This is a genomic window from Corynebacterium sp. HMSC035E02, assembly GCF_001836065.1.
Classification (GTDB): domain Bacteria; phylum Actinomycetota; class Actinomycetes; order Mycobacteriales; family Mycobacteriaceae; genus Corynebacterium; species Corynebacterium hiratae.
In genome coordinates, this window is the sequence record NZ_KV827350.1 from 136,790 (window position 1) to 159,820 (window position 23,031).

Consider the following 23,031-nt stretch of genomic DNA (forward strand, 5'->3'; position numbering starts at 1 on the left):
GTTGGCGCTTCGTGCCCAAGCACTTAAGAAAACGCATTACGTCGCGTTTTTTATCGCAGGTTGAGCTGACCTCGCAGCCTGACCACGCGTTGCTCGATGTCATCACGATTCCGCGCACGCAAAGCACCAGCCCGTGGAAGCAACTGGCGCGCCGCGTGATATGGGCCATGGGGCTGATGGTCTTTGTCACCATCATCGTCTTTTTCGACGGTGACGGGTATAGCGAGGATTTGTCTTTCTTGGATGCGGCTTATTACTCGGCGGTGTCGCTGACCACTGTGGGCTACGGCGATATTGTCCCTGTGACTCCCACCGCGCGCTTCATTAACCTTATTATCGTTACCCCGGCCCGCCTGCTCTTCCTTGTTTTGTTGGTCGGTGCTACCTTGTCGGTTCTGACGGATCGAGCCCGTCGCACGTTTGAAATCCAGAATTGGAGAAAGCAATTGCGTAACCACACCGTCGTCATCGGCTATGGCACCAAGGGCGCCGGTGCGGTCGCCGCGCTGATCGCCGACGACGTCCCCGCCTCCCAGATCGTTGTTGTTGATAACAACCGTGCAGCCTTGGCCAGTGCCGAGCACCACGGCCTCGTCACCATCTATGGCTCCGGAACCAAGCAGGACGTCCTGCGCATCGCCGGCGCGCAGCATGCATCCTCCGTAGTGGTGACTCCGTCCACGGACGATACCGCGGTGCTGTGTACGTTGTCCGTGCGCGAGCTTAACCCTAAGGCCAAGGTGGTCGCGTCTGTGCGTGAATCTGAAAACCGCCACCTTCTCCTTCAATCCGGCGCTGATTCGGTGGTGACCTCGGCGGAGACGGCCGGCCGCCTCCTGGGCCTCGCTACCGTAACGCCAACCGTGGTGGAGATGATGGAGGATCTCCTCTCACCAAATGAGGGTTTCTCCGTGGCGGAGCGCGCGGTGCGCGAATTCGAGGTGGGCTCCAACCCGCGCCACCTCGCTGACATTGTCCTGGCCGTCTTGCGCAACAACGAGCTGCACCGCGTCGACACGGCAGATGCGTACGCGCTCAAGCCCGGTGACCGCCTGCTCTACATCAAGCACGAGATGCAGCAGGCCGCGGAAGATTCCGATGAAGACGAGGACGAAGGCAACTAATGTTCCTTCCTGTCACCGAGACCGGCCGCGTCCCGGTTACGCCACAGGGCCAGCCGGTCTTTCTGGCTGAGCCGGCGGGGGACATCGTGGTCACGGCCGGGGCCATCCATGCTTTCCTACTGGGCACCGAGGCCGCCGAGCGGCTCGGCTCGCTGCGTGATGCCACCTTCTTTAACGGTCAGCGCGACATCCTCAAAGCCCTGCACCTGATCCGTAACCGTCGGGAAGCGCGCTTTGATCCGCGCAGCGGCCGCGAGCTGTCTTATCCTGCGCCCGGGGCGGTGGGGCGCGACGGCGAGCGCCTCGTCTTCCCACGCCTTGATCCCGCCGTCATCGGTATTATCCGTCACGCAGACTCGGACCAAATCCTGTTGGCTCGTAACCGCCACCGTCCTAACTTCTTCTCCTTGATTGCCGGCTATGTGGATCCCGGTGAGACCCTCGAAGAAGCGATGATCCGGGAGGCACTGGAAGAGACCGGCCGCCGCGTGGAGTCAGTCAAGTACTGGGGTTCACAGCCGTGGCCGCCGAGCGGTTCGTTGATGGTGGGCTTTTCCGCGGTCACGGAGGATGTCCAGCCCGTGTGCGATACTGACGACGAGCTCGCTGAGGTGCGGTGGGTGTCCCGCGCCGAGCTTCCAACAATGACCATTGCCCGCCAGGGCTCAATTGCACACACGATGATTATGGAGTGGTTCCACGGTGATGAGACCGGATCTGTCCCTGCTCGATGAAGACCAACGGGCCGCCGCCACGGCGCCGCGCGGCCCGGTCTGCATCCTGGCCGGTGCCGGAACGGGCAAAACTCGCACGATCACCTATCGCATCGCCCACATGGTGGATCAGGGCTTCGTCAACCCGCAGCGTGTTCTGGCCGTCACTTTTACCTCTCGTGCCGCGAGTGAAATGCGCGAGCGTCTCAACCAGATGGGTGTCGGGGGAGTGCAGGCTCAAACCTTCCACGCCGCGGCGCGCCGCCAACTGAAGTACTTCTGGCCGCAGGTCGCCGGGGATCTGCCGTGGCAGCTCATCGATAATAAGTTCAGCCTGGTTGCACGTGCGGTGCGTTCGCTCGGTCTGGACAATAACAAGGACACCATCCGTGACTTCCTGGGGGAAATCGAATGGGCGAAGTCTTCGTTGATTAGCCCCGAGGGCTATCCCGGCGTCATCGAGTCCACGGACCGCGAAGCACCGGGGGATCCGGCCAAGGTGGCAGAGGTCTTCCGCCGCTACGAGGACATGAAGGCCACCCCGGATCTCATGTACCTTGATTTCGATGATTTGCTCATGCACATCGCGGGCGCCATCGAGAACGTACCTGCGGTGGCGGAGGTCTTCCGTGAGCAGTACCGCACCTTTGTCGTCGATGAGTACCAAGACGTGACGCCGCTGCAACAGCGCGTGCTGGAGGCCTGGCTGGGGGAGCGCGATGACCTGACGGTCGTGGGCGATGCTAACCAGACCATTTATTCCTTCAACGGAGCTTCCCCGGAGTACCTGCTGAATTTTTCCCGCACGTATCCGCAGGCCACGGTGGTAAAGCTGCAGCGAGATTACCGCTCCACTCCGCAGGTGACGGATTTGGCCAACGAGGTCATCTCGAAGGCCACGGGCCGCGCGGCGGGGACCCGCCTGGAGCTGCAAGGTATGCGCGAGCCTGGCCCCGAGCCCACTTTTAAGGCCTATGAGTCTGAGGAGATCGAAGCCAAGGAGGTCGCGGGCCAGGTTCTGACTTTGCTCAACCAGGGCGTGAAGGCTTCCGAAATCGCAATTCTCTACCGCATCAACGCGCAATCAGAGCAGTTTGAGCAGGCGCTTGCCGACGCCGGAGTGGTCTACCAAGTCCGCGGCGGCGAGGGATTCTTCCGCCGCCCAGAGATCTTGGAGGCCATCCGCGTGCTCATCGCTGCCACGCGCCGTGATGATCTGCCGAATGATCCTGTGGCCGTGGCACGTGCGGCCTTCGTGGAGCTGGGGCTGTCCGCCACGGAGCCGCAGGGCGCGCAGGCGCGTGAGCGCTGGCAGTCGCTCACGGCGTTGGTGGATCTCATCGCGCAGATCGTGGAGGACCACGAAGGGATCGACCTGCCTGGCGTGCTGGGGGAGCTGCACCGCCGATCCGAAAACAAGCACAACCCCACGATGGAGGGCGTGACCCTAGCGACCATCCACGCTGCCAAGGGCTTGGAGTGGGATGCGGTCTTCCTCGTTGGCCTCACCGAAAAACTCTTGCCCATTAACCACGCCATCAAGGCCGGCGATGAGCACGTGGAGGAGGAGCGCCGGCTGTTCTATGTCGGCATTACCCGTGCGCGCGAGCACCTGGCTTTGTCGTGGGCGTTAGCCAAGACGACCGGTTCGCGGGCTTCGCGTGAGCGAACTCGCTTCCTTGACGGCGTGGTGCCGGGAATCGAGGAGAGCCAGTCATCGAACCGTCGCTATCGCCCGCGCCGCTGCCGCGTGTGCTCGGGCCAGCTCAGCAGTCCCGCCGAAAAGGTTCTGGGGCGCCACGAGTGGTGCGAATATGAGGGCGATGAGGATGTCTTCAACGCGCTGCGCGCCTGGCGCGCGTCCGTTGCTAAGGACTCCCAGGTTCCTGCCTACGTCGTGTTTTCCGATGCCACCCTGCAAGCCATCTCGGAGGCGCTTCCCGCCAGCGAGGCCGAGTTGCTCGACATCTCCGGGGTAGGCCCCTCCAAGCTGGAGCGCTACGGCGCGGAGGTGTTGCAGATCATCGCCTCTACCCGGGGTTAGGCACCGGCGCAGAACGTACAGCGTGGGTGCTCCATCAACAGCCGGTGTTGCTCGATCCCGTAGGGGTCTATCTCCTTAAGCTCCCCGGCTAACGGCTTGCCGCCGGGAGCCCCGGGCGGGGCGGGCCTTCCCAAAAGGCGGCGGATGGTGACCACAGCATGCATCACTATTGCGGTGCGCACGATCGGATCCCCCGGCGGTTCTACCGCGGCGGCGCGGCGCGCCACCTCGTGCCACTGCTCGTCCGCATCGATGCGGTGCAGATGCGCGCACAGTGGGCAAGGCCCCGCGCCGGCTACGCGGACCGGACCGATGATGCCGCGGGCATCCAGCATCGATACCGGTAGCCACGTCGCCGAGGATTTGTGCAGGGCTTGTGCCCATTCCGTCGCGCCGTCCAGCATGTCGACGGCGACAATCGGCAGGTGCCCGGCCACGTTCGCGATGTACTCGGAGGGTGTTTCGCTGTGGAGAGGGGAGCGGGGCTGGAAGGAATCGTTCAGGAGGACGTCGCGTAGCTCGTTAGCGAGGGCCGACGTACCCAGCACGGCCACGCGCTGCGGCTGGGGCGCTGGCCACAGAACGCGGTAACTGATCAGATCATCAACCAGGCTGCGGGCAGCAGACGGGCTGGTGCCGGTATTTTCGATGGATTTTTCAATGGTCTGCCGGGTCAGCGGGGTGCGCAACCGATTGAGCAGGCGTGCCAGTTGTGGGTGGGCCTCGAACACGCCGACGCGCGTGGCATCCATCCCACACTGGAGCATCCCGGGCTCGCGCTCCAGGATTGTGGTTTCCGGCGCCAGCATATACGTCTGTGCAGACATGGTTTCCTCCCCGTTGATGACCCACCCCAGCTGTGCTTAGCCATCATTGCACCACAGGTAGAATGCCCTGTCATGTCGAACAACCCCGAGGTCCGTGTCATTCGCTCCGCCCGGCGCCGTCGCACCGTCCAAGCCCGCGTTGTTGAAGGTGTCCTCGAGGTGCGCATTCCTGCCTGGATGTCGTCAGCAGAAGAACAGAAAGCAGTGGATGAGATCGTGGCGAAGGTGCGCAAGAAGCACACCTCGTCGCAGCGCTCCGATGCCTCTCTCGCCGCCCGCGCACGCACGTTGAACACTCGCTTTTTGGACGACCGCGCCACGGTGGGATCCATTCGGTGGGTCAGCAACCAAAAATCCCGCTGGGGCAGTTGCACTACCTCAACGGGAGATATTCGGATTTCCGACCGGCTGCAGGACGTCCCCGACTATGTGCTCGATGCGGTCATCATCCACGAGCTGACGCACACCTTCATTCCGGGCCATGGCCCGGAATTCTGGGAGTGGGCTGACCGCGCCCCTAAAGCAGAGCGCGCGAAGGGGTACCTCGAGGCCTACCAGCTTTTCCGCTAGTTCTCTTCTTCCGGCCCGTCCTCTTTGTCCTCGCCGCCGTCGGCGTCTGTGTCCTCACCAGCGCTGTCGCTGGTGTTATCGCTGGCATCGTCCCCGGCATCCTGCTGGCGAAGCATCTCCTCCAGCTTGGAGAATTCTGCCTCAAAGCCCTCATCAGGATTGTCATCGAGCAAACCGTCGATGAAGGACGCCGGGTTCTCCAGGTGTTCCGCCGTGGGCAGAAGATCCGGGTGGTCCCAGGCGGAATCGCGCTTATCGGCGCCCACCGCGACGGTGGCGCGGCGCCACAGCTCAGCGGCGGCCTCCACCTTCGGGGCGTTGAGCTCGATGCCGACGACCTGGGAGAAGGCCTTCTCCGCGGAGCCGCCAGTGGAGCGGCGGTGCGCCCACGCCTCAGTCATTGCCTTCGTAGACGGGATGCGCTCTCCCAGCGCCTCGGTCACCACGTGTTCAACCCAGCCCTCGACGAGTGCCAGGAGGGTCTCCAAGCGGGAAGCCGCTCCCGCGTTGCGGGAGGTGATCCGCGGGGACAGGTCCATGCCCTGCAGCTTGTTCATCGCGTCCTGGATGGCCTGCGGGTCACCGGATTCCAGGTTGAGCTCGCGGGTAGCTTCCTCGATATGGGAGGTGTCGATGACCAAGCCCATGGCGTATTCCTCAACGGAGGAGACGAGGCGCTCGACCAACCACGGCACGTGCTTGAACAGGCGCTGGCGGGCGGCCTCACGGGCGCCGATGTAGACGAGTACCTCCTGGCCCGGAACGTTGAGATCGCGCGCGATGGCCTGGATATTGTGCGGCAAGAGTGCGGTGGTGCCTGCGGGGGAGACAGGCAAGCCGAAGTCAGAACCGGTCAACGCCTGGGCAGCCAGATCACCGAGGGCGTGGCCGAGCTTCATCCCGAAGTTCATGCCAGACATCGAGTTCATCATCGAGGTCATCGGGCCCATCATCTCGCGGGCCTCCTCCGGTAGGGATTCCAACTGCGCGGAATTCATGTGTTCGGCTACCGGAGTGACCATGCGCTGCCACATCGGCAGCGTCTCATCCAGCCACTGCGCGGAATTCCACGCGGTCACGGTGCCGGACGCGGTGGGCAGAATCGTGGCATCATCCAGCCACAGTTCTGCCAGCCGCACGGCTTCTTGCACGGCGGTGCGGTCCTGCTCGCTGACCTCTTTATCGCGGGAGATCTGCTGGTGCGCGATGCGCTTGGCCAAGTCATAGTTGACCGGGCCAGCACCCTCCGGGGAGTTCATGGAGGAACCCATGCCGGACAGCATCTGGCCGAACTGATTCAACAGGTCTCCTAGGCCACCGTTGCCCGCGCTGAAGCCGAAGGCGCCGAACGGGTTCTGGTCGCGACGATCGTTATCATCGTCATCGTCGTTATTGGGGAAGGAAAAACCGAATCCGTTGCTCATGGGCCCTAATCTACTAGGTTTCCTAGCACGGATTCTAGGACCACGGCAACGCTGAGAGCGAACAGGCAGCCTAAGGCTGTAGGCTGATCCTCCGTGAAAACCCCGCAGAACCCCCGAGCCCGCCGCCTGTCCACCCTCACGTGGGGAGCCATTCCGGTGGTGTTGACGGGAGCCCTGCTCAGCATCGACCACATTCCCGGCACCGATATCACCTTGTCCGTTCCCTACGCCGCCGAAGGACCAGGGCCCACCGTGGACACTTTGGGCGAGGTGGAAGGTGAGCCGGTGGTCAACGTCGAAGCCCCAGAGACGTTCCAGCCGCAGGGGCATCTCAACATGACCACGGTCTCTGTGCGCACCAACATGACGCTAGCCCAGGCCCTGGGCCGGTGGCTGTTGACGGATGACACCATCGTCCCCATCGAGAATGTTATCCCGCAGGGCAAGACAGATAAGGAGGTCCAGGAGGCCAATCAGCAGGCCTTTACCCAGTCCGAGTCAGCGGCCACGGTCGCCGCCATGGACTATCTGGACAAGCCCGTGCGGATTGAGGTCGCACAAGTCCTCGACGACGGCCCCGCAGCAGGCGCGCTTGACGACGCCGACATCATCACCACCGTCAACGGTGACAAGGTCACGGAGCCTGGCCAAGTGCAAGAGAAGATTCGTGCTCTTCAGCCTGGCGATGAGGTGGAGCTAGGCATCGTTCGCAAGGGCGAGGAAAAGACTGTCGGGGTCACCCTCGGCTCCCACCCAGAGCAGGGGGACGTGGCCCTGCTAGGCATCCTTATGACCTCGGTGCCCACCGAGGACATCACGGTGGACTATAACCTGCAGGACATTGGCGGGCCCTCGGCCGGCATGATGTTTACGCTGGCGGTGATTGACAAGCTTTCCAGTGAGGACCTCACCGGCGGCCGCTTCGTTGCCGGCACCGGCACTATCGGCGAGGACGGAGAGGTCGGCCCCATCGGTGGCATCGTCCATAAGGTAAATGCAGCGCAGGAGGCGGGCGCCGAGCTTTTCCTCGCCCCAGCCGATAATTGCGCGGAGGCGGTTAGCCGCAAAACGGGCGACATGGTGGTGGCCAAGGTCCACACGCTGGATGATGCCATCGAGGCTATGCACAACTTCGCCGAGGGAAGCCCCGTCGAGACCTGCGAAGGCTAGACCTTAAGGAAGTTGCGGCCCTAGACCAAGCCAAGCTCCTTGAGGCGCTCTTCCGGATCGTCCTGGTCCGTGGAAATCATCTGCTGCATGATGAGGCCCTCATCGTTATCCACCACGGTGAGGATGGCCGTGTTACCCAACATGGACCAGCCCACGACGCGGCTTCCGCTGTCCTCGATGACACGGGAGCTGCGCAGCTCGGTGAGCACCTGGGTGGTCTGGGAAGCCTTGGTCTTCGACTTGAAGAACTGGAACTGGCCCACCTCTGAGCCGGAGCAGTTGAAGGAATCCGTCACGCCGTTGGGATCGCAGCGGTCGAATTGAGCGAAGATCTCCTCTGGGACGAGGCCGCCAAAGATCTCATAAGCCTGTTCCACAGAGTCGGTGAACTTGCCGCTGGGCTCAGCGGACTCGCTGGCGTCCTTGTCTTTGTCCTTCCGAGCAGCGGAGCTTCCTGCTGTCGAGGATTCATCCTCCGCTTCCGAGCTGTCTGCAGACTCGGACGCAGCGGGAGTGGTCGTCTCGGATTCCTCGGCGGAGGTGGCCGGGGCCGGCGCGCTGGTCTTCTCCGCGGCGGTGGTTGCTTCGCTCGCAGGAGCCGGCTCAGGGGAGGGAACATCGTCCTTCCCACATGCGGTGAGCAGGCAGCCGGTGGCAAGCACGGCCGAAGCTGCGGCGGTGAAGCGGGATGTCAAGCGCACGAGAGACTCCTCTATCAATTGCGTGCCCAGCCCGGAGAGCTGAGCACTAATGGCCACTGCATTCTGAGTTTAGTCGATTAGAGTATCTCTTCCGGATCCTGCTCCAACCCGTAGCGCAGGGCAGCGATGACCCCCGGTGCCACATTCGGACCACCGCGCAGCTGAATATCATCTTCCGCGAAGGGGCCGGCCTCCGCGAGCTCCTCCTCGGTCGGGCGCAGCTGCAGCAGTGTGAGCTCGGCGCCGTTCTCGTCGAACTCCTCAGCATCGACTGTGGAGCTACCGTCCATGGCGGTAGCGCGCAATACCCCGGAGAAGAGGCGGGCGGGGCGGGCGTCGGCAAGCGCGGCGTTCGAGGTGTCCTTAAACGTGATCTCCTGTGCCAGGATGACCCCGGCGATCTCCTGTGGCCAGGCCAGGCGCGAGACGTAGTCCGCGAGGTGCTCGGAACCCGGCTCGATGCCTTCCGGCAACTCTTGCACCACGAGCGTGAGGGGAGAGGAGTCGTCGACGTCACCGAGCTGTGCGGCCACCAGCTCAGTGGGGACGAGAGCAAAAAGTGTAGGAGGCGCATCCCAGCCCTCGGCGTGGATGAAGTCCACGGCTTCGCGCATAGCCTTGTTGAGCGCGCGGTGTACAGCGGGCTGGGAGGAAGGTTGGGAACTCATAAGCGTCCTTGTTCGTTGACGGTCATAGTGCTTCTCTAGACTAGAAGCTTGATACCTCTATATTCGCACGACACTTGATTGGAGCTGGAGTTGGCTTCCGGACTCAACCGACCCGCCGCCCCGATGAAACGGCCGCCCAAATTTCTCTCGTGGGTTGTCGCCATCATCGCGGTCCTCTTGTTCATTGGCCCCATGTTGGTGGGCTTCTATACGGATTGGAAGTGGTTCGGCGCGATTGAGTACCGTGGGGTCTTCACCAAGACCTTGATCACGCGCATCGTCCTCTTCATCCTCTTCGGCCTCGTAGCAGCGGCTATTACGTACGTTGCGGGCCTGATTGTGTGGCGGGGGCGCGGTGACTCGATGGACATGGCGGATTTCAATTCCCCCGTCTATCAGTACCGTAAGTCCATTGAGAGCACGATGAGTGTCTTCCTCAAGGTCATCCCGGTGCTCGTTGGCGTCGTTTCCGGCCTGTTGGGGCAAGCCAACTGGCGGACCGTCATGCTCTTCCTCAATTCCCACGATTTTGGGGTGACGGATCCGCAGTTCAATCACGACCTTGGCTTCTACGCTTTCCGCTTGCCGGTGTGGTCGATGTTGGTCAATGCTTTCTCCATGCTGGTCGCCGTGTGCTTCCTTATTGCACTGGTGGGGCATTACATCCTCGGCGGTATTCGTTTAGGTAACCGCGCCGCCGGTGTCCGTGGTTCCTTGTCGAAGTCGGCGCGCACGCAGCTGGCCGTGACCGGTGGAATCTGGATGCTGCTCCAAGTGGCCGGTTACTGGCTGGGGCGCTACGAGTTGCTGTATAACCAGCACTCGCTGTTTACGGGCGGTTCCTACACGGACATCAACGCCTACCTGCCAGCGAAGATTATTCTCATGATCATCGGCGTGTTCGTGGCCGTGGCAATTTTCTCTGCCGTCGTTATCAAGGACCTGCGCATCCCAGGCCTCGCCGTGGTTCTCATGGTGCTGTCCTCCTTGGTCATTGGCCAGGGGTGGCCGCTCATCATGGAGCGCTTCTCCGTGAACCCGAACCGCCAAGCTAAAGAGGCGGAGTCCATTTCCCGCAACATCGAGTCCACCCGTTTTGCCTATGGCCTCACCGATGACAAGGTGACCTACGAGGAGAACTGGGGTGCTGACGACGTCTCCGATGACAAGGTCGCCTCGGATGACTCCACCATTTCCAATCTGCGCCTGCTGGACCCGGATATTTTGGCGCCGACGTTTACTCAGATGCAGCAGCTGAAGAACTTCTACGGTTTCCCAGAGACGCTGGCGATGGACCGCTATGAAATCGACGGCGAGCTGCGTGACTTCGTGGTTGCGGCCCGTGAGCTGGATCCGAATGAGCTGCAGGAAAACCAGCAGAACTGGATTAACCGCCACACCGTGTACACCCACGGCAACGGTTTCATCGCGGCGCAGGCCAACACGGTCGATGAGGTGGCTCGTGACGCCGGTTCCGCCCGTGGTGGTTTCCCCATCTTTACTGTGGCCGACCTGCAGACCCAGGCAGGCGAGGACGCTGAAGGTGAGGGCGAGACCCAGAGCGCTGAGGAGTCGCTCGGCATCAAGGTGGACCAGCCGCGCATTTACTACGGCCCGGTGATCGCCAGCGCCCAAGACGGCATGGACTACGCCATCGTGGGCCAGACGGGCGACGCCGCCGTGGAGTACGACACCGATACCGCCACCTACACCTACGACGGCAAGGGTGGCGTGGACATCGGCAACATTGTCGACCGCACTGCTTTTGCCCTCAAGTACCAGGAACTGAACTTCCTGCTCTCGGACCGCGTGGGCTCGGAATCCAAGCTGCTCTATGACCGCGATCCGCGCGAGCGCGTAGAGAAGGTCGCCCCGTGGCTGACTACGGATTCCTCCACCTACCCGGCGGTCATTGACGGCCGCATCAAGTGGATCGTTGACGGCTACACCACCCTGGATTCCTTGCCGTACACGCAGCGCACCTCCCTGACAGAGACCACCCAGGATGCACAGAACCCGACGGGTACGACGCAGCGTTTGGTCAACGATCGGGTGGGCTACATCCGTAACTCGGTCAAGGCGACTGTCGACGCCTACGATGGCACCGTCGATCTCTACGAGTTCGACACCGAAGACCCCGTGCTCAAGGCATGGGAGGGTGTCTTCCCGGGCGTCGTCAAGCCCGAGTCGGAGATCTCCGACGAGCTGCGTCAGCACATGCGTTACCCGGAGGACATGTTCAAGGTGCAGCGCAACCTGCTGGCCAAGTACCACGTGGATGACCCGGGCGTCTTCTTCAACAACGACGCCTTCTGGTCCGTGCCGGAAGACCCGACCGCAGGCGAGGCTCAGGGCCTGAACCAGCCGCCGTACTATGTGCTGGCTTCCGACCCGGAGACTAACAAGCCGAGCTTCCAGCTCATCACCTCCTACCGCGGTCTGAACCGCCAGTTCCTCTCCGCACACATGGCGGTGTCCTCGGACCCGGACACCTACGGTGACATCACCGTGCGCGTGCTGCCGACGAACACCCAGACCCAGGGCCCGAAGCAGGCCCAGGATGCCATGATGTCTTCCGACCAGGTGGCGCGTGACCGTACCCTGTGGGAAGGCTCGAATGATCTGAAGAACGGTAACCTGTTGGCCCTGCCGGTGGGTGGGGGAGAGATCCTCTACTTGGAGCCGATTTACTCGCAGCGTAAGGGCCAGGAGTCTGCGTTCCCGAAGCTGCTTCGCGTGCTCGTTTCCTACAAGGGCCGCGTGGGCTATGCGCCGACGATTGGTGAGGCCCTGGAGCAGGTGGGCATCGACCCGAAGGCCGCCCAGGACATCACCGAGATTGAGGGTGACTCCGGCAATGAGACGGAAAAGGACGAGCAATCCACCGATGGCGAGAAGAAGGATGCAGGGGACGCTAAGGACTCCGATGCTTCTGGACCGGCCTCCGCTCCGAAGGCATCTAGCGAGGGCGAGGCTATCGACGCCATCAACAAGGCTCTCGATGGCGTGGACAAGGCCAAGGACGGCTCCTTTGAGGAGTACGGCAAGGCTTTGGACGAGCTGGACAAGGCAGTGGAGGACTACCGCTCGCTGCAGTCTAAGTAAGTCCGGATAGGCGCCAGCGAAAAACTCGGCGCCTCACCTATGAAATGGCGCCTGCCCAGGGGATTTGGGTAGGCGCCAAGGTGTCTGTATAGTTACATCCGTCGCCAGCACACGGGACAGTGTGCAGAGCGCTTGATGTTTGGAAGTACATCTCGACGCGGGGTGGAGCAGCTCGGTAGCTCGCTGGGCTCATAACCCAGAGGTCGTAGGTTCGAATCCTGCCCCCGCTACCAACTTCCAAGCCCCTACCAGGAGAAACACTGGTAGGGGCTTTAGTTATTTCTCTTAAGGCGCACGTCCTGGGACTCAAATCGGGACTTTAGCGATGGCATTTTGTCACTTAAGCCGGTTTGGAAGTGATGGGGTTAAGTGACAATTTTCGATTTTGTGACCTTGGATGACTGTGTCGTTTTGAGGAGTCGTCTGCACGGATTTCAGAAGTCCTCTGTACTATCGCCATCCACTCCGGAGAGGCCGCGGGCGTTCGTCCACTTCATCTGGAACGCGATTCGACAGAGCGCATTCAATACGATGGTCTTTTTCTCCCTGCGAAGGATGGGGGCAGTTTAGGGTGCCAGGGTGTTGACCAGATCGAGGAATTCCTCAGCGTAGGCAATTTGCTTGCGTAGCTTTTCGTAGCGGGTGCGCGTCTCCTCACGAATGTCGGCAAGGGTGGCCTTGGCATTACTCCGTGCCTGCTGTGCGGTATCACTGTCCTGCCCGCCATCTGAACTATGAAGAATCTCCGCAGCTTCCAGGAATTCCCGCATCTGATCCAGAGTAAACCCCAGCGGTTTCATCCGTCGCACCAGCAAAACACGACGTACATCAGCCTCACTATAAAGCCTGAACCCACCAGGGCTACGCCCCGATGGGGTAATCAGGCCGACGTTGTCATAATAACGCAAGGTGGGAATCGACAACCCCGTCTGGTCAACGACCTCGCCGATCTTGAAATTACTGTTTTGCATTGCCTGTTCTCCTTCACGGTGATGTTGCCCACGGGTTCCTGTGCCTGGGTTGGCGGTTGAGTAAAACTCCCGCTACCATGACCACCATCACCAAACCTAAAGTTACTAGAGGGTTGGATTCCTTTCGGGCGTTCGCCCAGTTACCTATCCCCTCAAAGATTGGACATCTATGACTGAAACTAGCACGGCGGCCCCCCGCCCCCTCCTGAGTCCAGACGGCGCTGATGCCCCTACCGGGATCATCGCATCCTTCCGTTACGCATTTTCTTCCCCCGCCCGTATCCGTATAGAGATTCTGGCCGGACTGGCGGTATCCCTGGCGCTGATCCCTGAGGCCATTGCCTTTTCCATCCTTGCCGGTGTTGACCCAGCCATGGGTCTGTTTTCCTCGGTAGTCATGGCCATTGCGATCGCCTTTACCGGTGGCCGCCCGGCAATGATCACCGGCGCCACCGGGGCTATTGCCCTAGTCATTGCTCCTGTGGCGCGTGGTTACGGGATGGATTATTTCATCGCCACCGTCCTGTTGGGCGGTGTCCTACAAATCGTGCTCGGCGCCCTCGGTGTGGCGAAACTTCAGCGTTTTATCCCCCGATCGGTGATGCTGGGTTTCGTCAATGCACTGGGCATTATGATTTTCACCGCCCAACTCGAACACCTCATTGATGTGCCTTGGATAGTCTACCCACTCGTCGGCTTGGGTGTGGTGATCATGATTTTCTTCCCCAAGCTCACCAGTGTGATCCCCGCCCCGCTGGTCACGATTATCGTGCTCACCGGTTTGGTCATTGCCGCCGGTTTGACTGTCCCGACGGTCTCGGACATGGGCAAGATGCCGGAGACCTTACCGTCCCTGTTTATTCCGAACGTGCCGTGGACGTTGGAGACCCTGCAGATCATCGCGCCTTATGCCCTGGCCATGGCCGTGGTCGGTCTCATGGAATCGTTGATGACCGCCAAGCTCGTCGATGACATCACCGACACTCATTCCGATAAAACTCGTGAATCCTGGGGACAGGGGGTGGCTAATATTGCCTCCGGTTTCTTCGGCGGCATGGGTGGCTGCGCGATGATCGGTCAAACCATGATCAACGTCCGCGAATCCGGGGCACGTACCCGCCTATCCACCCTGTTAGCCGGTGTGTTCCTGCTGGTCCTGGTCCTGGCACTGGGCGACATCGTTGGCATGATCCCGATGGCTGCGCTGGTGGCAATCATGATCATGGTCTCGGTCGGCACCATCGACTGGCACTCGGTGCATCCACGCACCCTTAAACTCATGCCGGTCTCTGAGACCATTGTTATGGCCGTGACGATTATTGCCACCCTAGCCACCAGCAACCTGGCCATTGGTGTGCTGTTGGGTGTGGTCACCGCGATGATCATGTTCGCCCGTCGGATGGCACATATCGCTTCCATTGAAAAGGTCTCCGAGATCGACGGCGACGGCGATGGCGAGATTGATACTCGTACCTACCGGGTGCATGGCCAGTTGTTTTGGGCATCAAGCAATGACCTGGTTTATCGCTTTGATTACACCGATTCTGCCCGTCATATCACTATTGATCTCACTGAGGCGGAGATCTGGGATGCCTCCACGGTCGCGACCTTTGACGCGATTACGCAGAAGTTCCAGGACAGAGGCAAAACCGTGTCCATTATCGGGCTCGACGGTCCCAGTCAGGACCGGCTGAACCGCCTGTCTGGCCGGCTTGGCACCGGCCACTAACATCCCCCGACTCGAGCACATCGACTTGGCGCCCCAACTTATAACCGGGGCGCCAGTTTATTGGTGCTGTTGCAAAGTTGGGGCATAGGAAGAGCATAAAAGAAGCGTAGCGGTTAACCGCTACGCTGTGTTGTGGGGATTTTTACTTTTTACGGTGCACGTGTTCTAGTTAGTGGTTCGTTTCTTTCCTCGGGTGATTGCGACGGTATTCCTCGACTAAGTGAGCAATACCCGGCGCAGCCTGGGACAACATCCAGGTCATAAGCGCTATAAGAACCCCTATGACGATAAGTGTTAACGCCAACCAGCCCAGTGTTGGGCCGATGCCGTTGGCCTCCTGGACGTGACCCCACAAGGCAGACACGCCGTCGGGTATGCCGAGCATACTTAGCAGCCCGTTCCCCAAGGCTCCGACAGCAACGAGTGCGATAGCAACGAAGAGAACACTGGCTGCAATCCACGAGGCAGACATGCAGGCCTTAATAAAGTTCGTGTTCGACTTTTCCATGTCGTCGTTGTACTTTTTGCGCTCTGCACGTATCTTCTCCAGCAGCTTTTCGTTGGACTCCTTCTCCTGGAGCAGGGCGCTGCGAGCCTTCTTAGATGCTTCTGCTGCCTTGTGCAGGCTTTCGGACTCTTTCGACATTGCCTCAGATACAGCTACTTCTACCAGCGGTTCCAGGCTAGAAGTCAGGCTCGAAGTCATCTGAGCGTTCAGGCTCTGGCTGCGACCCGGACCACATCTACTCAGACACCATCTCCGGCACCAACTGGCAACGGCCTGGTCTTGATGACGCGCTGGCGTACATGCGCCCCGACGACACGCTCGGAGGGTCACGCGCTTGGACAGGCTCGGCCGCAGCCTCGCGGACACCGTGAACACCATCGCTGACCTCGCCGAGCGTGACATCAACGTCAAGGTGTTGGAGCCAGCGCTGGACACGTCGAAGCCCACCGACAAGGTGGTTATCAACGTCATGGCAAGTCTTGCCGAGTGGGAGCGTGACCTGCTTGTCCAGCGCACCCGTGAGGGCGTGGCGCACGCCCGCGCACAGGGCAGGGTCGCCGGCCCCAAGCCGAAGCTCAGCGCTGAGCAGGCGCAGATGGCCAAGGAGCTTATCGACGGCGGCAAGTCCGTCAGCGCTGTAGCGCGCACCTTTAACGTCTCGCGGCCGACGATCTATCGCGCTCTCAAGCGCATCGAAGCCGACGCTTAAGCACAGGCTGCGTCGCTAGCGCTCGCACCCGGCGAGAAGGCATCAGGCTGCGCTAGCGACGCTCGGCACACATGAGTGCTGCACTGCTGGGATACGCCTGCGACCGGCAGAGCCGGGCCGAATACGGGATTGACCACATACACCCCGTATTCGTGCAAAGGAGCACTGCCATGTCCACCCATTCTCACACGCTTGCATCCCACGGCGAGATCCTCGCGAACCTCCCCGGCATCCTCGGGTTCTACCCGAACAACTCGCTGATCCTCGCGTTCTTCGTCGACGACGAGGGCGTCGACACCGTCCGCCTCGGCCCGGTCGCACGGTTCGACCTGGACGAAGCAGTGGAGAAGCTCACCGAGAGCCGCGAGCGGTTCGCAGCGTGGGTCCACCACCTCGAACTCGACGCTGTTATCGCGTACATGATCAGCGATGACATTGCGCAGCCGGTCTTCGACGAGACGGCCACGTACCTCACCAGCGGGGCCTCGCCGCTACCGCCGCTGCTCGGGGTGGTGCAGGTGCCCGAGATCGTCACTGGGGCTGCTTGGTGGTCTGTGTACCAGCATCCGCTCATCGACGAGCCGCGCCACGGTGTTGTCGGCGAGGTCGCCGCATCAGCGGCGCTGCAGCAGATGCTAGAGCACACCGGCGAGCTGCCGGAGCCGAGCAAAGACGACATCGAGGCACGGTTGAACAGCACTGACCACGGCATCGACGCTGCCGAGCACGCCGACATCATCGAAGACGCGCTGGCGTATATCCCGCCCATGTTCGCAGACGTGCTGCAGCGTGAGTATGAGCAGGCGGCGGCAGGGATCACCCAGCCGAGCGCTCGCGCTGTTCGGTCTGCGCTGAAATGCTTCACCACGCCGCGCTTGCGGGACACGCTGCTTGCCGCACTGCTCGATGACCCGCAGGCGGGCCTTGCGTTCATAGAGAAGGTTATGCGCGCTGTCCCGACCAGCTGGCCAGGCATGCGCTCGCAGCTCACCGCCACTGTTGCCGTGCTCGCTCACGCCACAGGCCAGCCGGGGCTAGCTGGCGTGGCTGCGCAGCGAGCCACCGAGATCGGGCCAGACGAGAACTTCCCGTCGCTGGTGGCGAAGCTGACCGATATCGGCCAGGGCGAGCGGATGGTCGAGCTTGTCCGCGAGGGCGCTGAGAAGACCCGCACGATCTTGTTTGCCGAGTAGCACCACACACCCCGTTGTAGCAATGCAACGGGGTTTCTTTTTCTCGCGGGGCCTTGGCTTGCGACGACAGACACCGCAACGAGGCAGGGGAGTGACCTTTAGACAGCAGAGCTGTCTCCAACAGACGGATTGACCATCAATCCGAACAAGGAGGCACGTGATGCGCGACATCACCCACACCGACCTGGAACTGCTCTACCAGCTCGCCGACGGCATCGACGGCGAGGACGCCGATCCGGGCGCAGCACAAGAACTGCGCGACCTAGAGGCGGCAGGCACACCGCTGCCCTGGGCAGTGTTGTAACGACAGCGCAACCGCCCCGCAGCAGCAAAGCAGCTGCTTAAGTACCCAAATTGCACGGCAAATCACACCCACTCACGTAAGGAGAACCAACATGTCCAACCCCTTCAACAACGGCACCATCGTCGGCAACGCAGCTCGCGCACCCAAGCTGTTCGAGCACGCAAACGGCGGCGCGACGGTGAAGCTCAGCGTCTATGCGCGCAACACCTTCAAGAACAAGTCCACCGGCAAGGTGGAAAGCGAGATCGTGGAGCTGACCGGCTACGTCCAGGACGCCGCGAACCCCGGTGTGTTCGGCTGCATCGGCTCCGGCGATCGCGTTGCGGTGAGCTACTCGCTCAAGACCGACGTCTACACCGACAAGGACGGTGTGAAGCAGTACCCGCTGGTGGCGCGCATCGACACGGTGCAGCTGATCGATTCCAAGAAGGAGTCCGCTGCTCGCGCTGCCCGTCGCGGAGGCGAGGCGGCGACCGCCGCCCTGGCTGGCGCTGAGGGCGAAGAAGTACCGTTCTAACTACGAAACCCCGCAGGGAAACCTGCGGGGTTATTTTTTCAACCATTTCACACGCCAATTTGCTGCGAATCACTTGTGCAGTTTTACGGTGCAGTGGTGCGGTGCTTTTACTGGCGTTTCTGCTGCGCAACTCACTGCACTATGTAGTGTCTGTGACATTTCATTAACACGTAGGTTGCACTGTGTATTGGGCACCCATTTCATCGACACGTTTACTGCGCAATCAAATGCCCTGTCACTTTAATGACATGTGAATTGGGCAGTGAAGTGGTTTGTCATCCTATTGACACCTTTACTGCGCAACAGGATGACAACGACATTCTGCAGGTCTGTGTGCTGGCATGTTTGCTGTGCAGCACATGCGCCGTCGTACACACCGACGCGCTGCGCAATATCTCCGCCACTTAACCGGCCAATTCGCTGCGCAACGTAGTGACACTTGGCCCCGCTTAGCCGAGATTTCTTCGATTTTCGCCGAATCTCAGCGGTTTCATACCGCAGATGACCGACGACGCCGACGGCGCCCTGTACGGCCCGCAGACGGGCGTGCAGAGCGCATGGTGAGCTGCTAAAGCTCCATACCGCCGTCACGATCACGCTGCTGTTGCTGCTGGCGGCGCTTCTCGATACGCTCGCGCGCACGTTGCTGCGCCCCGCCCTTCTTGCCTGAGGTCTGCGACTGCTTGAACAGCGTGTAGCGCTCAAGCAGCTCCGGGCTGCGATGCAGTTCTTGCACCAGGAACTTCTTGTCCAGATGCTCCAACTGCTGTCCTGACTTCACCGCTTCTTCGATGATGATGGCTGCTTCATCTTCGGCGTCCGTGTGCGCGTTGCGGCGGATCTGATCAGCCTCATCGCGGGCATCCGTGCGCGTTACTGCAGCGTCGCGCGTGGCCTCGTCGCGGATGCTTGTGGCCTCATCTCGTGCTTCGCTGCGGATCGTCTCAGCGTCGCGCTCAGCCTGCTTACGGGCCTCGTCGGCTTGGCGTGTGATCGACTCCGCTTCGCTGCGGGCTGCGGCTGTAATCTCGCCCGCCTTGGCCTGTGCAGTCTCTTCGGCTCGTTCGAGCAGCTCGTCTGCTTGCGCTTCGGCAAGGCCCATGGTCTGCTCGGCTTCTTGCTTGGCCTTCTCGCGCGCGTCACTGCGGATCTGCTCGGCTTCTTGCTCTGCCTTCTCACGTGCCTCGTTGAGCACACGCTCGGCAACAGCGCGAGCCTGTTCTTCGGCGTGCTGCAACACACCTTGCGCTTTTTCGTTGGCAGCTTTTGCCTGTTCAAGTTCTTTTGCTGTTTGCTCGCGGTCACGATCAATTGCGTCCATATCGCGCTGCACGGATCGCTTCTTGACTTCCACATCATCCTCGCGCTTGGCGAGGTCGCGCTCCCGGTCTTGTTGTTCTGCGTAGCGTCCGAGGTTCAACGACTCGTCATGCCGCTCGGAGACTTCCAGTTCCACCGGATAGCCCAGCGAGTGCATGTGTTCGCGCAGGCCCCGTTGCGCGTCGATGAACTTCTGGTTACCCGAGATCTGCTTGCCCTTCTTCGGGCCGGATGTGTACCGCACTGAGGTGTCAGTGTTGTACGCGATGCCGGGGCGGCAACGGAGCTTGTCGGGATCTTCGGGCTTCGGTGAGAACGTATCCGCCTGGAACTGGATGTGTGGCGTTGATTCGTCGAAGTTCATATCACCGCCAGCGACTGCGTCGATACCGCCGGGAATGAAGTTCTCGGCGAGCCAACGCATTGACTCTTCGGGGTACATCATTGCTTCTTCGTAGTCGCGGGCTGCATAGCGCGGACGTTTCACTTCGCGCCCGTCCACCTCACTGGTGTAGTAGTCGGGGATCTCCTTGCACATCGACTTCGGCAGATACACGACGAACAGCGACGTCTCGAAACTGTTCTTCTGCACGCGCACTCCGTCCATCCGAGGCGTCTACGGCCGCCACAGGGCCGTACAGCCGCTGCCACAAAGATGAACCAATCGAGTCGCGGCGCTACACATTTGCATCAACAGCTGCCGCTGGATCTGCTGCGAGCGGGCGCTCGCGAAACACACGTCGCTGGCGGTGTCTGTTACATGCGCTTGCGCGCATATGGCCGCCGCGAACGTGATACGTCTGCACCGATAGTGTGCTTGTAGCACGGGCCGATATGGAGTGTGTTACTCAGCCCGTGTCGTTGACCCCCGCAGCAGCATCAACACCGCCTGGCGGCGGATGGCTCGCTGCGGGATTTGGAACACCCTGCAATGACCGCCTGACGGCGGTGCCAGAGTGCAGGGTGTGGCTGTGCGCACCACGTTAACGATGTCGGTCTTGCCGTTCGGTTAGACACCTTGCGCTCGCAGGCTCGCTGCAGGTGTCTCGATGACGCGGGAAGACGCCGCAAGCGGCGTTTCCACCCGTCATCGGCCCTTACTTTAAGACCGACATACAACGGACGTAGCCGCATGTGGTGCGCACAGCGTGGCGACCTGCAGGTTTTGCGTAGGCACCATGTGCGCTTCGCGCATCAACGGGCCGTTTCGGGTAAGGGTCGAAGACCGCATTAAGACCCGAAACACGCAGGTCGCAGCCCCCTTCTGTGTCAAAACCCCTATATGTTTGTCGTTATAGGGGTAGAAGGGGGAAAAGGGCATAAGGGGGTGCGACGCCTCCGCTGCGCTCCGGCGCTCGGCATAGCCGAGGCACTGCACCGGGTATTACTGCTCGCTGGCGCTCGCATAACCCGGTGCCCGGCGCTGGCGCGCCGCCCCCTACAGCCCCAGTCTCAGACCTCGCTCGCTCGGTCTGGCTGGTGCTGTCTTGCCCTCCGCTTGCGCTCCGGTCAAGATGCCCAATAGTGCAGCTGGCGCTGCACCTTGTGTGATGACCCATGCTCTGCATCACGACACTGCCGGCAATCCGATATATCCCGTTGATATACATTCGGATATGCCAGCATCGATGTGTCGTGTTTGGGTCATCACGAAACGCTCCATCACGGCAAGCCTGCCGAGATGGATATTGGCGTATCTCACGACGCGGCATTATGCGGCATGCGCCGCATACCATCTGCCGTCGCGGTTGCATCTTCAGCAGCACAGCTGCTGAAATCTGCTCTGTCCACGCTGCTGTCTTTGCTGCACCCACGGCCCCGTCTTCGGCATATTTCAAGTCCACACAAGACTATGCCGGCCAGAACCGCGCATAACAGCAGCGCGACATACCGCCAGCCATGTGGCGGATGATCCAGGCGACGGGGCAGACGTGTATATGCCCCGTCGCCGATACCGGCGCAAGCATCGTGACAGTGTCACGTGTAGCGGTGCCGCAGCCACCCGCACACACGCGAAAACCCCGCCCTTGCGAGCGGGGTGTGTGGCGACATCAAACGTGACGGCTGTACGTCGTCACGCCGCGTGGCCGTACACACATGAGGTGATTGCGTGTACGGCTAAAGGGTTAGTCGGGTACAACTTCTAGATGCCGCTTCGGCTTACTGCCCTCGGTGCTCTCAGGCGTGTCGCCGTCACCGTTCTCAGGTGTATCGCTGTCCCCTTCGGTGCTGGCGGACTTGTCACCGTCCCCTTCGGTGCTGGCGGACTTGTCACCGTCGAGATTCACCTCGAACTCTTCGGCATACTTGCGCAACTGCGCAAGGCGCTCCTTTGTCGCTTTGTGTGCACGGCGCGCCTCGTTCACGGTATCTTTTGCTTGCTGCTCATCGCGCAGCGCTGCTGCGTAATCGTCTCTGAAAGACATGGTTTGTTCTCCTTGGTTGAATGAACTGTTTATTTGGACTCGGGGCACGACGGTGGAGCGCGCGTGTGTAGTAGCACGGCCATCACCCATCAGCCCTCGCACTCAGTTCAAGACCCAGCCTGACTAGCTGAGCTAAGCGGCGGGATCTCGTCGTAGGCGGGTTTGTCCGCATTAGTGCTTCACACCGCCCAGCACCGTGACGAGCTGCTGGCGCTGCTCATCTGTCAGTTGGGGCGCTGCATTCACGACGGCATCGACGAAGCCGTCGAATAGCTGCGGGGCAGGGCGGCGTGCGGCCGCGAGGTAGGCGTCGAGATCGTCTTGGCGAATCCGATAGGCGGTGCCGAAACGGTGGAATGAAAGACGGCCCTCTTTAATAGCTTTTCGCAACGTGGACTCGGAGCCGACGCCGAGATCGGCGAGTTCCTGCAGCGTGTAAAAGCGTGGCGCGACGGCGGTAGTCGTGTCCTTTTCGGACATAGAAAAACGCTCCTGGGCAGATTGATCTGTCCCGGAGCGGGGTGCTTTACCGGCTTGCTATTCAGGCGGCTTGGAGTGCCGTGCTCAACTCGCTAGAACGGTGGTCTGCCGTCCCATCGCTTTACGGGAGCGCTTACTCCCTACCTGACCGCTTTTGTGGTTGGCAATGCCGTTGCCGACCGGTCTATCTCGTCGGAGGAACCGCGCCTATCACGGTCGAGAGGCTGTCTCTTTATGAATTATCCTCGGGGTTATCCCCCGTATGCGGCTGGCTAAACCAAAAACGAATTAAAACGCCACATACGGTCTGGGGGCCATCGTACGGAACTTATGCGTCGCGCACAATAGCCTGCGACCTAATCTTTACGAATCGAACCGAGCACGTTTCTACACGCCACGTGGCACGGCTGGGGTGTTGTGGTGGGGCAGCTGTTGTGTGGCGGCATGGTGACACGCAAGGGGCGCGCCTTTTTGTGACCTGTGACACGTCTATAGTGTGCTCGTTTCGTAGTTTTGACCTCGTTTCGT

General features: G+C 61.0%; 20 protein-coding genes and 1 tRNA gene. 12 read left to right on the top strand and 9 right to left on the bottom strand.

Annotated features, from left to right (window positions below; all coding sequences use genetic code 11):
* Positions 1-11: 11 nt before the first annotated feature.
* Genes HMPREF2635_RS08550 through HMPREF2635_RS08560 form a run of 3 tightly spaced genes read left to right on the top strand, consistent with a single transcriptional unit; the run spans position 12 to position 3,881 of the window.
* On the top strand, positions 12-1,124 hold the full coding sequence (locus HMPREF2635_RS08550) for a potassium channel family protein (RefSeq protein ID WP_049156104.1): 1,113 nt from the start codon (positions 12-14) through the stop codon (positions 1,122-1,124).
* Positions 1,124-1,858 carry an NAD(+) diphosphatase gene (locus HMPREF2635_RS08555; protein WP_046647468.1) on the top strand — a complete coding sequence of 245 codons (735 nt, stop codon included), beginning with the start codon at positions 1,124-1,126 and terminating at the stop codon, positions 1,856-1,858. The genes HMPREF2635_RS08550 and HMPREF2635_RS08555 overlap by 1 nt, the downstream gene beginning before the upstream one ends.
* Complete coding sequence (locus tag HMPREF2635_RS08560) at positions 1,830-3,881, top strand: ATP-dependent DNA helicase UvrD2 (RefSeq protein ID WP_158397690.1); 2,052 nt, start codon at positions 1,830-1,832, stop codon at positions 3,879-3,881. The genes HMPREF2635_RS08555 and HMPREF2635_RS08560 overlap by 29 nt, the downstream gene beginning before the upstream one ends.
* Here the strand turns inward: HMPREF2635_RS08560 and HMPREF2635_RS08565 are convergent.
* On the bottom strand, positions 3,878-4,708 hold the full coding sequence (locus HMPREF2635_RS08565; protein ID WP_070512163.1) for a hypothetical protein: 831 nt from the start codon (positions 4,706-4,708) through the stop codon (positions 3,878-3,880). The genes HMPREF2635_RS08560 and HMPREF2635_RS08565 overlap by 4 nt on opposite strands.
* A gap of 72 nt (positions 4,709-4,780) precedes the next feature.
* Between HMPREF2635_RS08565 and HMPREF2635_RS08570 the strand changes: the two genes are divergently transcribed.
* Positions 4,781-5,278 (top strand): M48 metallopeptidase family protein, encoded by a 498-nt coding sequence (locus tag HMPREF2635_RS08570; protein WP_070512160.1) that lies wholly within the window; start codon positions 4,781-4,783, stop codon positions 5,276-5,278.
* Here HMPREF2635_RS08570 and HMPREF2635_RS08575 read toward each other — a convergent pair.
* Positions 5,275-6,702, bottom strand: coding sequence for a zinc-dependent metalloprotease (locus tag HMPREF2635_RS08575; RefSeq protein ID WP_070512156.1), 1,428 nt, complete (start codon positions 6,700-6,702; stop codon positions 5,275-5,277). The genes HMPREF2635_RS08570 and HMPREF2635_RS08575 overlap by 4 nt on opposite strands.
* A 93-nt stretch (positions 6,703-6,795) precedes the next feature.
* On the opposite strand from HMPREF2635_RS08575, the gene HMPREF2635_RS08580 reads away from it, so the two are divergent.
* Entirely contained in the window at positions 6,796-7,872 is a 1,077-nt protein-coding gene (locus HMPREF2635_RS08580; protein WP_070512151.1) for a YlbL family protein, read from the top strand.
* A gap of 20 nt (positions 7,873-7,892) precedes the next feature.
* Here the strand turns inward: HMPREF2635_RS08580 and HMPREF2635_RS08585 are convergent, their stop codons facing one another.
* Positions 7,893-8,573: a hypothetical protein gene (locus HMPREF2635_RS08585; protein ID WP_049156211.1), complete on the bottom strand. Its 681-nt coding sequence runs from the start codon at positions 8,571-8,573 to the stop codon at positions 7,893-7,895.
* Positions 8,574-8,650: 77 nt separating this feature from the next.
* A complete protein-coding gene (locus tag HMPREF2635_RS08590) occupies positions 8,651-9,241 on the bottom strand; it encodes a PPA1309 family protein (protein ID WP_070821588.1) in 591 nt (196 codons plus the stop codon).
* 123 nt (positions 9,242-9,364) lie between these two features.
* Here HMPREF2635_RS08590 and HMPREF2635_RS08595 point away from each other — a divergent pair, with 123 nt between their 5' ends.
* Entirely contained in the window at positions 9,365-12,346 is a 2,982-nt protein-coding gene (locus tag HMPREF2635_RS08595) for a UPF0182 family protein (RefSeq protein ID WP_070821596.1), read from the top strand.
* Between the two features lie 156 nt (positions 12,347-12,502).
* Positions 12,503-12,579 (top strand) — tRNA-Met (locus tag HMPREF2635_RS08600).
* A gap of 333 nt (positions 12,580-12,912) precedes the next feature.
* Here HMPREF2635_RS08600 and HMPREF2635_RS08605 read toward each other — a convergent pair.
* Entirely contained in the window at positions 12,913-13,317 is a 405-nt protein-coding gene (locus HMPREF2635_RS08605) for a MerR family transcriptional regulator (protein WP_005293770.1), read from the bottom strand.
* 169 nt (positions 13,318-13,486) lie between these two features.
* On the opposite strand from HMPREF2635_RS08605, the gene HMPREF2635_RS08610 reads away from it, so the two are divergent.
* On the top strand, positions 13,487-15,046 hold the full coding sequence (locus tag HMPREF2635_RS08610; RefSeq protein WP_070821589.1) for a SulP family inorganic anion transporter: 1,560 nt from the start codon (positions 13,487-13,489) through the stop codon (positions 15,044-15,046).
* Between the two features lie 169 nt (positions 15,047-15,215).
* On the opposite strand, the gene HMPREF2635_RS08615 is transcribed toward HMPREF2635_RS08610, so the two are convergent.
* On the bottom strand, positions 15,216-15,692 hold the full coding sequence (locus HMPREF2635_RS08615; protein WP_012359769.1) for a hypothetical protein: 477 nt from the start codon (positions 15,690-15,692) through the stop codon (positions 15,216-15,218).
* Positions 15,693-15,888: 196 nt separating this feature from the next.
* Between HMPREF2635_RS08615 and HMPREF2635_RS08620 the strand changes: the two genes are divergently transcribed.
* From HMPREF2635_RS08620 to HMPREF2635_RS08630, 4 genes are all read left to right on the top strand, one after another.
* Positions 15,889-16,263 carry a recombinase family protein gene (locus HMPREF2635_RS08620; RefSeq protein WP_246824867.1) on the top strand — a complete coding sequence of 125 codons (375 nt, stop codon included), beginning with the start codon at positions 15,889-15,891 and terminating at the stop codon, positions 16,261-16,263.
* A 170-nt stretch (positions 16,264-16,433) separates the two neighbouring features.
* Positions 16,434-17,456 (top strand): DUF4192 domain-containing protein, encoded by a 1,023-nt coding sequence (locus HMPREF2635_RS08625; protein ID WP_049181628.1) that lies wholly within the window; start codon positions 16,434-16,436, stop codon positions 17,454-17,456.
* Between the two features lie 160 nt (positions 17,457-17,616).
* A complete protein-coding gene (locus HMPREF2635_RS13435) occupies positions 17,617-17,760 on the top strand; it encodes a hypothetical protein (RefSeq protein WP_016456431.1) in 144 nt (47 codons plus the stop codon).
* Positions 17,761-17,851: 91 nt separating this feature from the next.
* Complete coding sequence (locus HMPREF2635_RS08630) at positions 17,852-18,277, top strand: single-stranded DNA-binding protein (protein WP_016456430.1); 426 nt, start codon at positions 17,852-17,854, stop codon at positions 18,275-18,277.
* A gap of 568 nt (positions 18,278-18,845) precedes the next feature.
* On the opposite strand, the gene HMPREF2635_RS08635 is transcribed toward HMPREF2635_RS08630, so the two are convergent.
* The 3 genes from HMPREF2635_RS08635 to HMPREF2635_RS08645 all read right to left on the bottom strand — a co-directional run bounded on the left by HMPREF2635_RS08635 (position 18,846) and on the right by HMPREF2635_RS08645 (position 22,503).
* Complete coding sequence (locus HMPREF2635_RS08635; RefSeq protein ID WP_231699088.1) at positions 18,846-20,189, bottom strand: coiled-coil domain-containing protein; 1,344 nt, start codon at positions 20,187-20,189, stop codon at positions 18,846-18,848.
* A gap of 1,534 nt (positions 20,190-21,723) precedes the next feature.
* On the bottom strand, positions 21,724-22,023 hold the full coding sequence (locus tag HMPREF2635_RS08640) for a hypothetical protein (protein ID WP_024058949.1): 300 nt from the start codon (positions 22,021-22,023) through the stop codon (positions 21,724-21,726).
* A gap of 171 nt (positions 22,024-22,194) precedes the next feature.
* On the bottom strand, positions 22,195-22,503 hold the full coding sequence (locus HMPREF2635_RS08645) for a helix-turn-helix domain-containing protein (protein ID WP_024058948.1): 309 nt from the start codon (positions 22,501-22,503) through the stop codon (positions 22,195-22,197).
* Positions 22,504-23,031: the final 528 nt, after the last annotated feature.

Coding starts and splice junctions, on each gene's coding strand:
- HMPREF2635_RS08555 (WP_046647468.1), top strand. CDS start 1,124: ATGTTCCTTCCTGTCACCGAGACCGGCCGCGTCCCGGTTACGCCACAG.
- HMPREF2635_RS08560 (WP_158397690.1), top strand. CDS start 1,830: ATGAGACCGGATCTGTCCCTGCTCGATGAAGACCAACGGGCCGCCGCC.
- HMPREF2635_RS08565 (WP_070512163.1), bottom strand. CDS start 4,708: ATGTCTGCACAGACGTATATGCTGGCGCCGGAAACCACAATCCTGGAG.
- HMPREF2635_RS08570 (WP_070512160.1), top strand. CDS start 4,781: ATGTCGAACAACCCCGAGGTCCGTGTCATTCGCTCCGCCCGGCGCCGT.
- HMPREF2635_RS08575 (WP_070512156.1), bottom strand. CDS start 6,702: ATGAGCAACGGATTCGGTTTTTCCTTCCCCAATAACGACGATGACGAT.
- HMPREF2635_RS08590 (WP_070821588.1), bottom strand. CDS start 9,241: ATGAGTTCCCAACCTTCCTCCCAGCCCGCTGTACACCGCGCGCTCAAC.
- HMPREF2635_RS08595 (WP_070821596.1), top strand. CDS start 9,365: ATGAAACGGCCGCCCAAATTTCTCTCGTGGGTTGTCGCCATCATCGCG.
- HMPREF2635_RS08605 (WP_005293770.1), bottom strand. CDS start 13,317: ATGCAAAACAGTAATTTCAAGATCGGCGAGGTCGTTGACCAGACGGGG.
- HMPREF2635_RS08610 (WP_070821589.1), top strand. CDS start 13,487: ATGACTGAAACTAGCACGGCGGCCCCCCGCCCCCTCCTGAGTCCAGAC.
- HMPREF2635_RS08615 (WP_012359769.1), bottom strand. CDS start 15,692: ATGTCGAAAGAGTCCGAAAGCCTGCACAAGGCAGCAGAAGCATCTAAG.
- HMPREF2635_RS08625 (WP_049181628.1), top strand. CDS start 16,434: ATGTCCACCCATTCTCACACGCTTGCATCCCACGGCGAGATCCTCGCG.
- HMPREF2635_RS13435 (WP_016456431.1), top strand. CDS start 17,617: ATGCGCGACATCACCCACACCGACCTGGAACTGCTCTACCAGCTCGCC.
- HMPREF2635_RS08630 (WP_016456430.1), top strand. CDS start 17,852: ATGTCCAACCCCTTCAACAACGGCACCATCGTCGGCAACGCAGCTCGC.
- HMPREF2635_RS08640 (WP_024058949.1), bottom strand. CDS start 22,023: ATGTCTTTCAGAGACGATTACGCAGCAGCGCTGCGCGATGAGCAGCAA.
- HMPREF2635_RS08645 (WP_024058948.1), bottom strand. CDS start 22,503: ATGTCCGAAAAGGACACGACTACCGCCGTCGCGCCACGCTTTTACACG.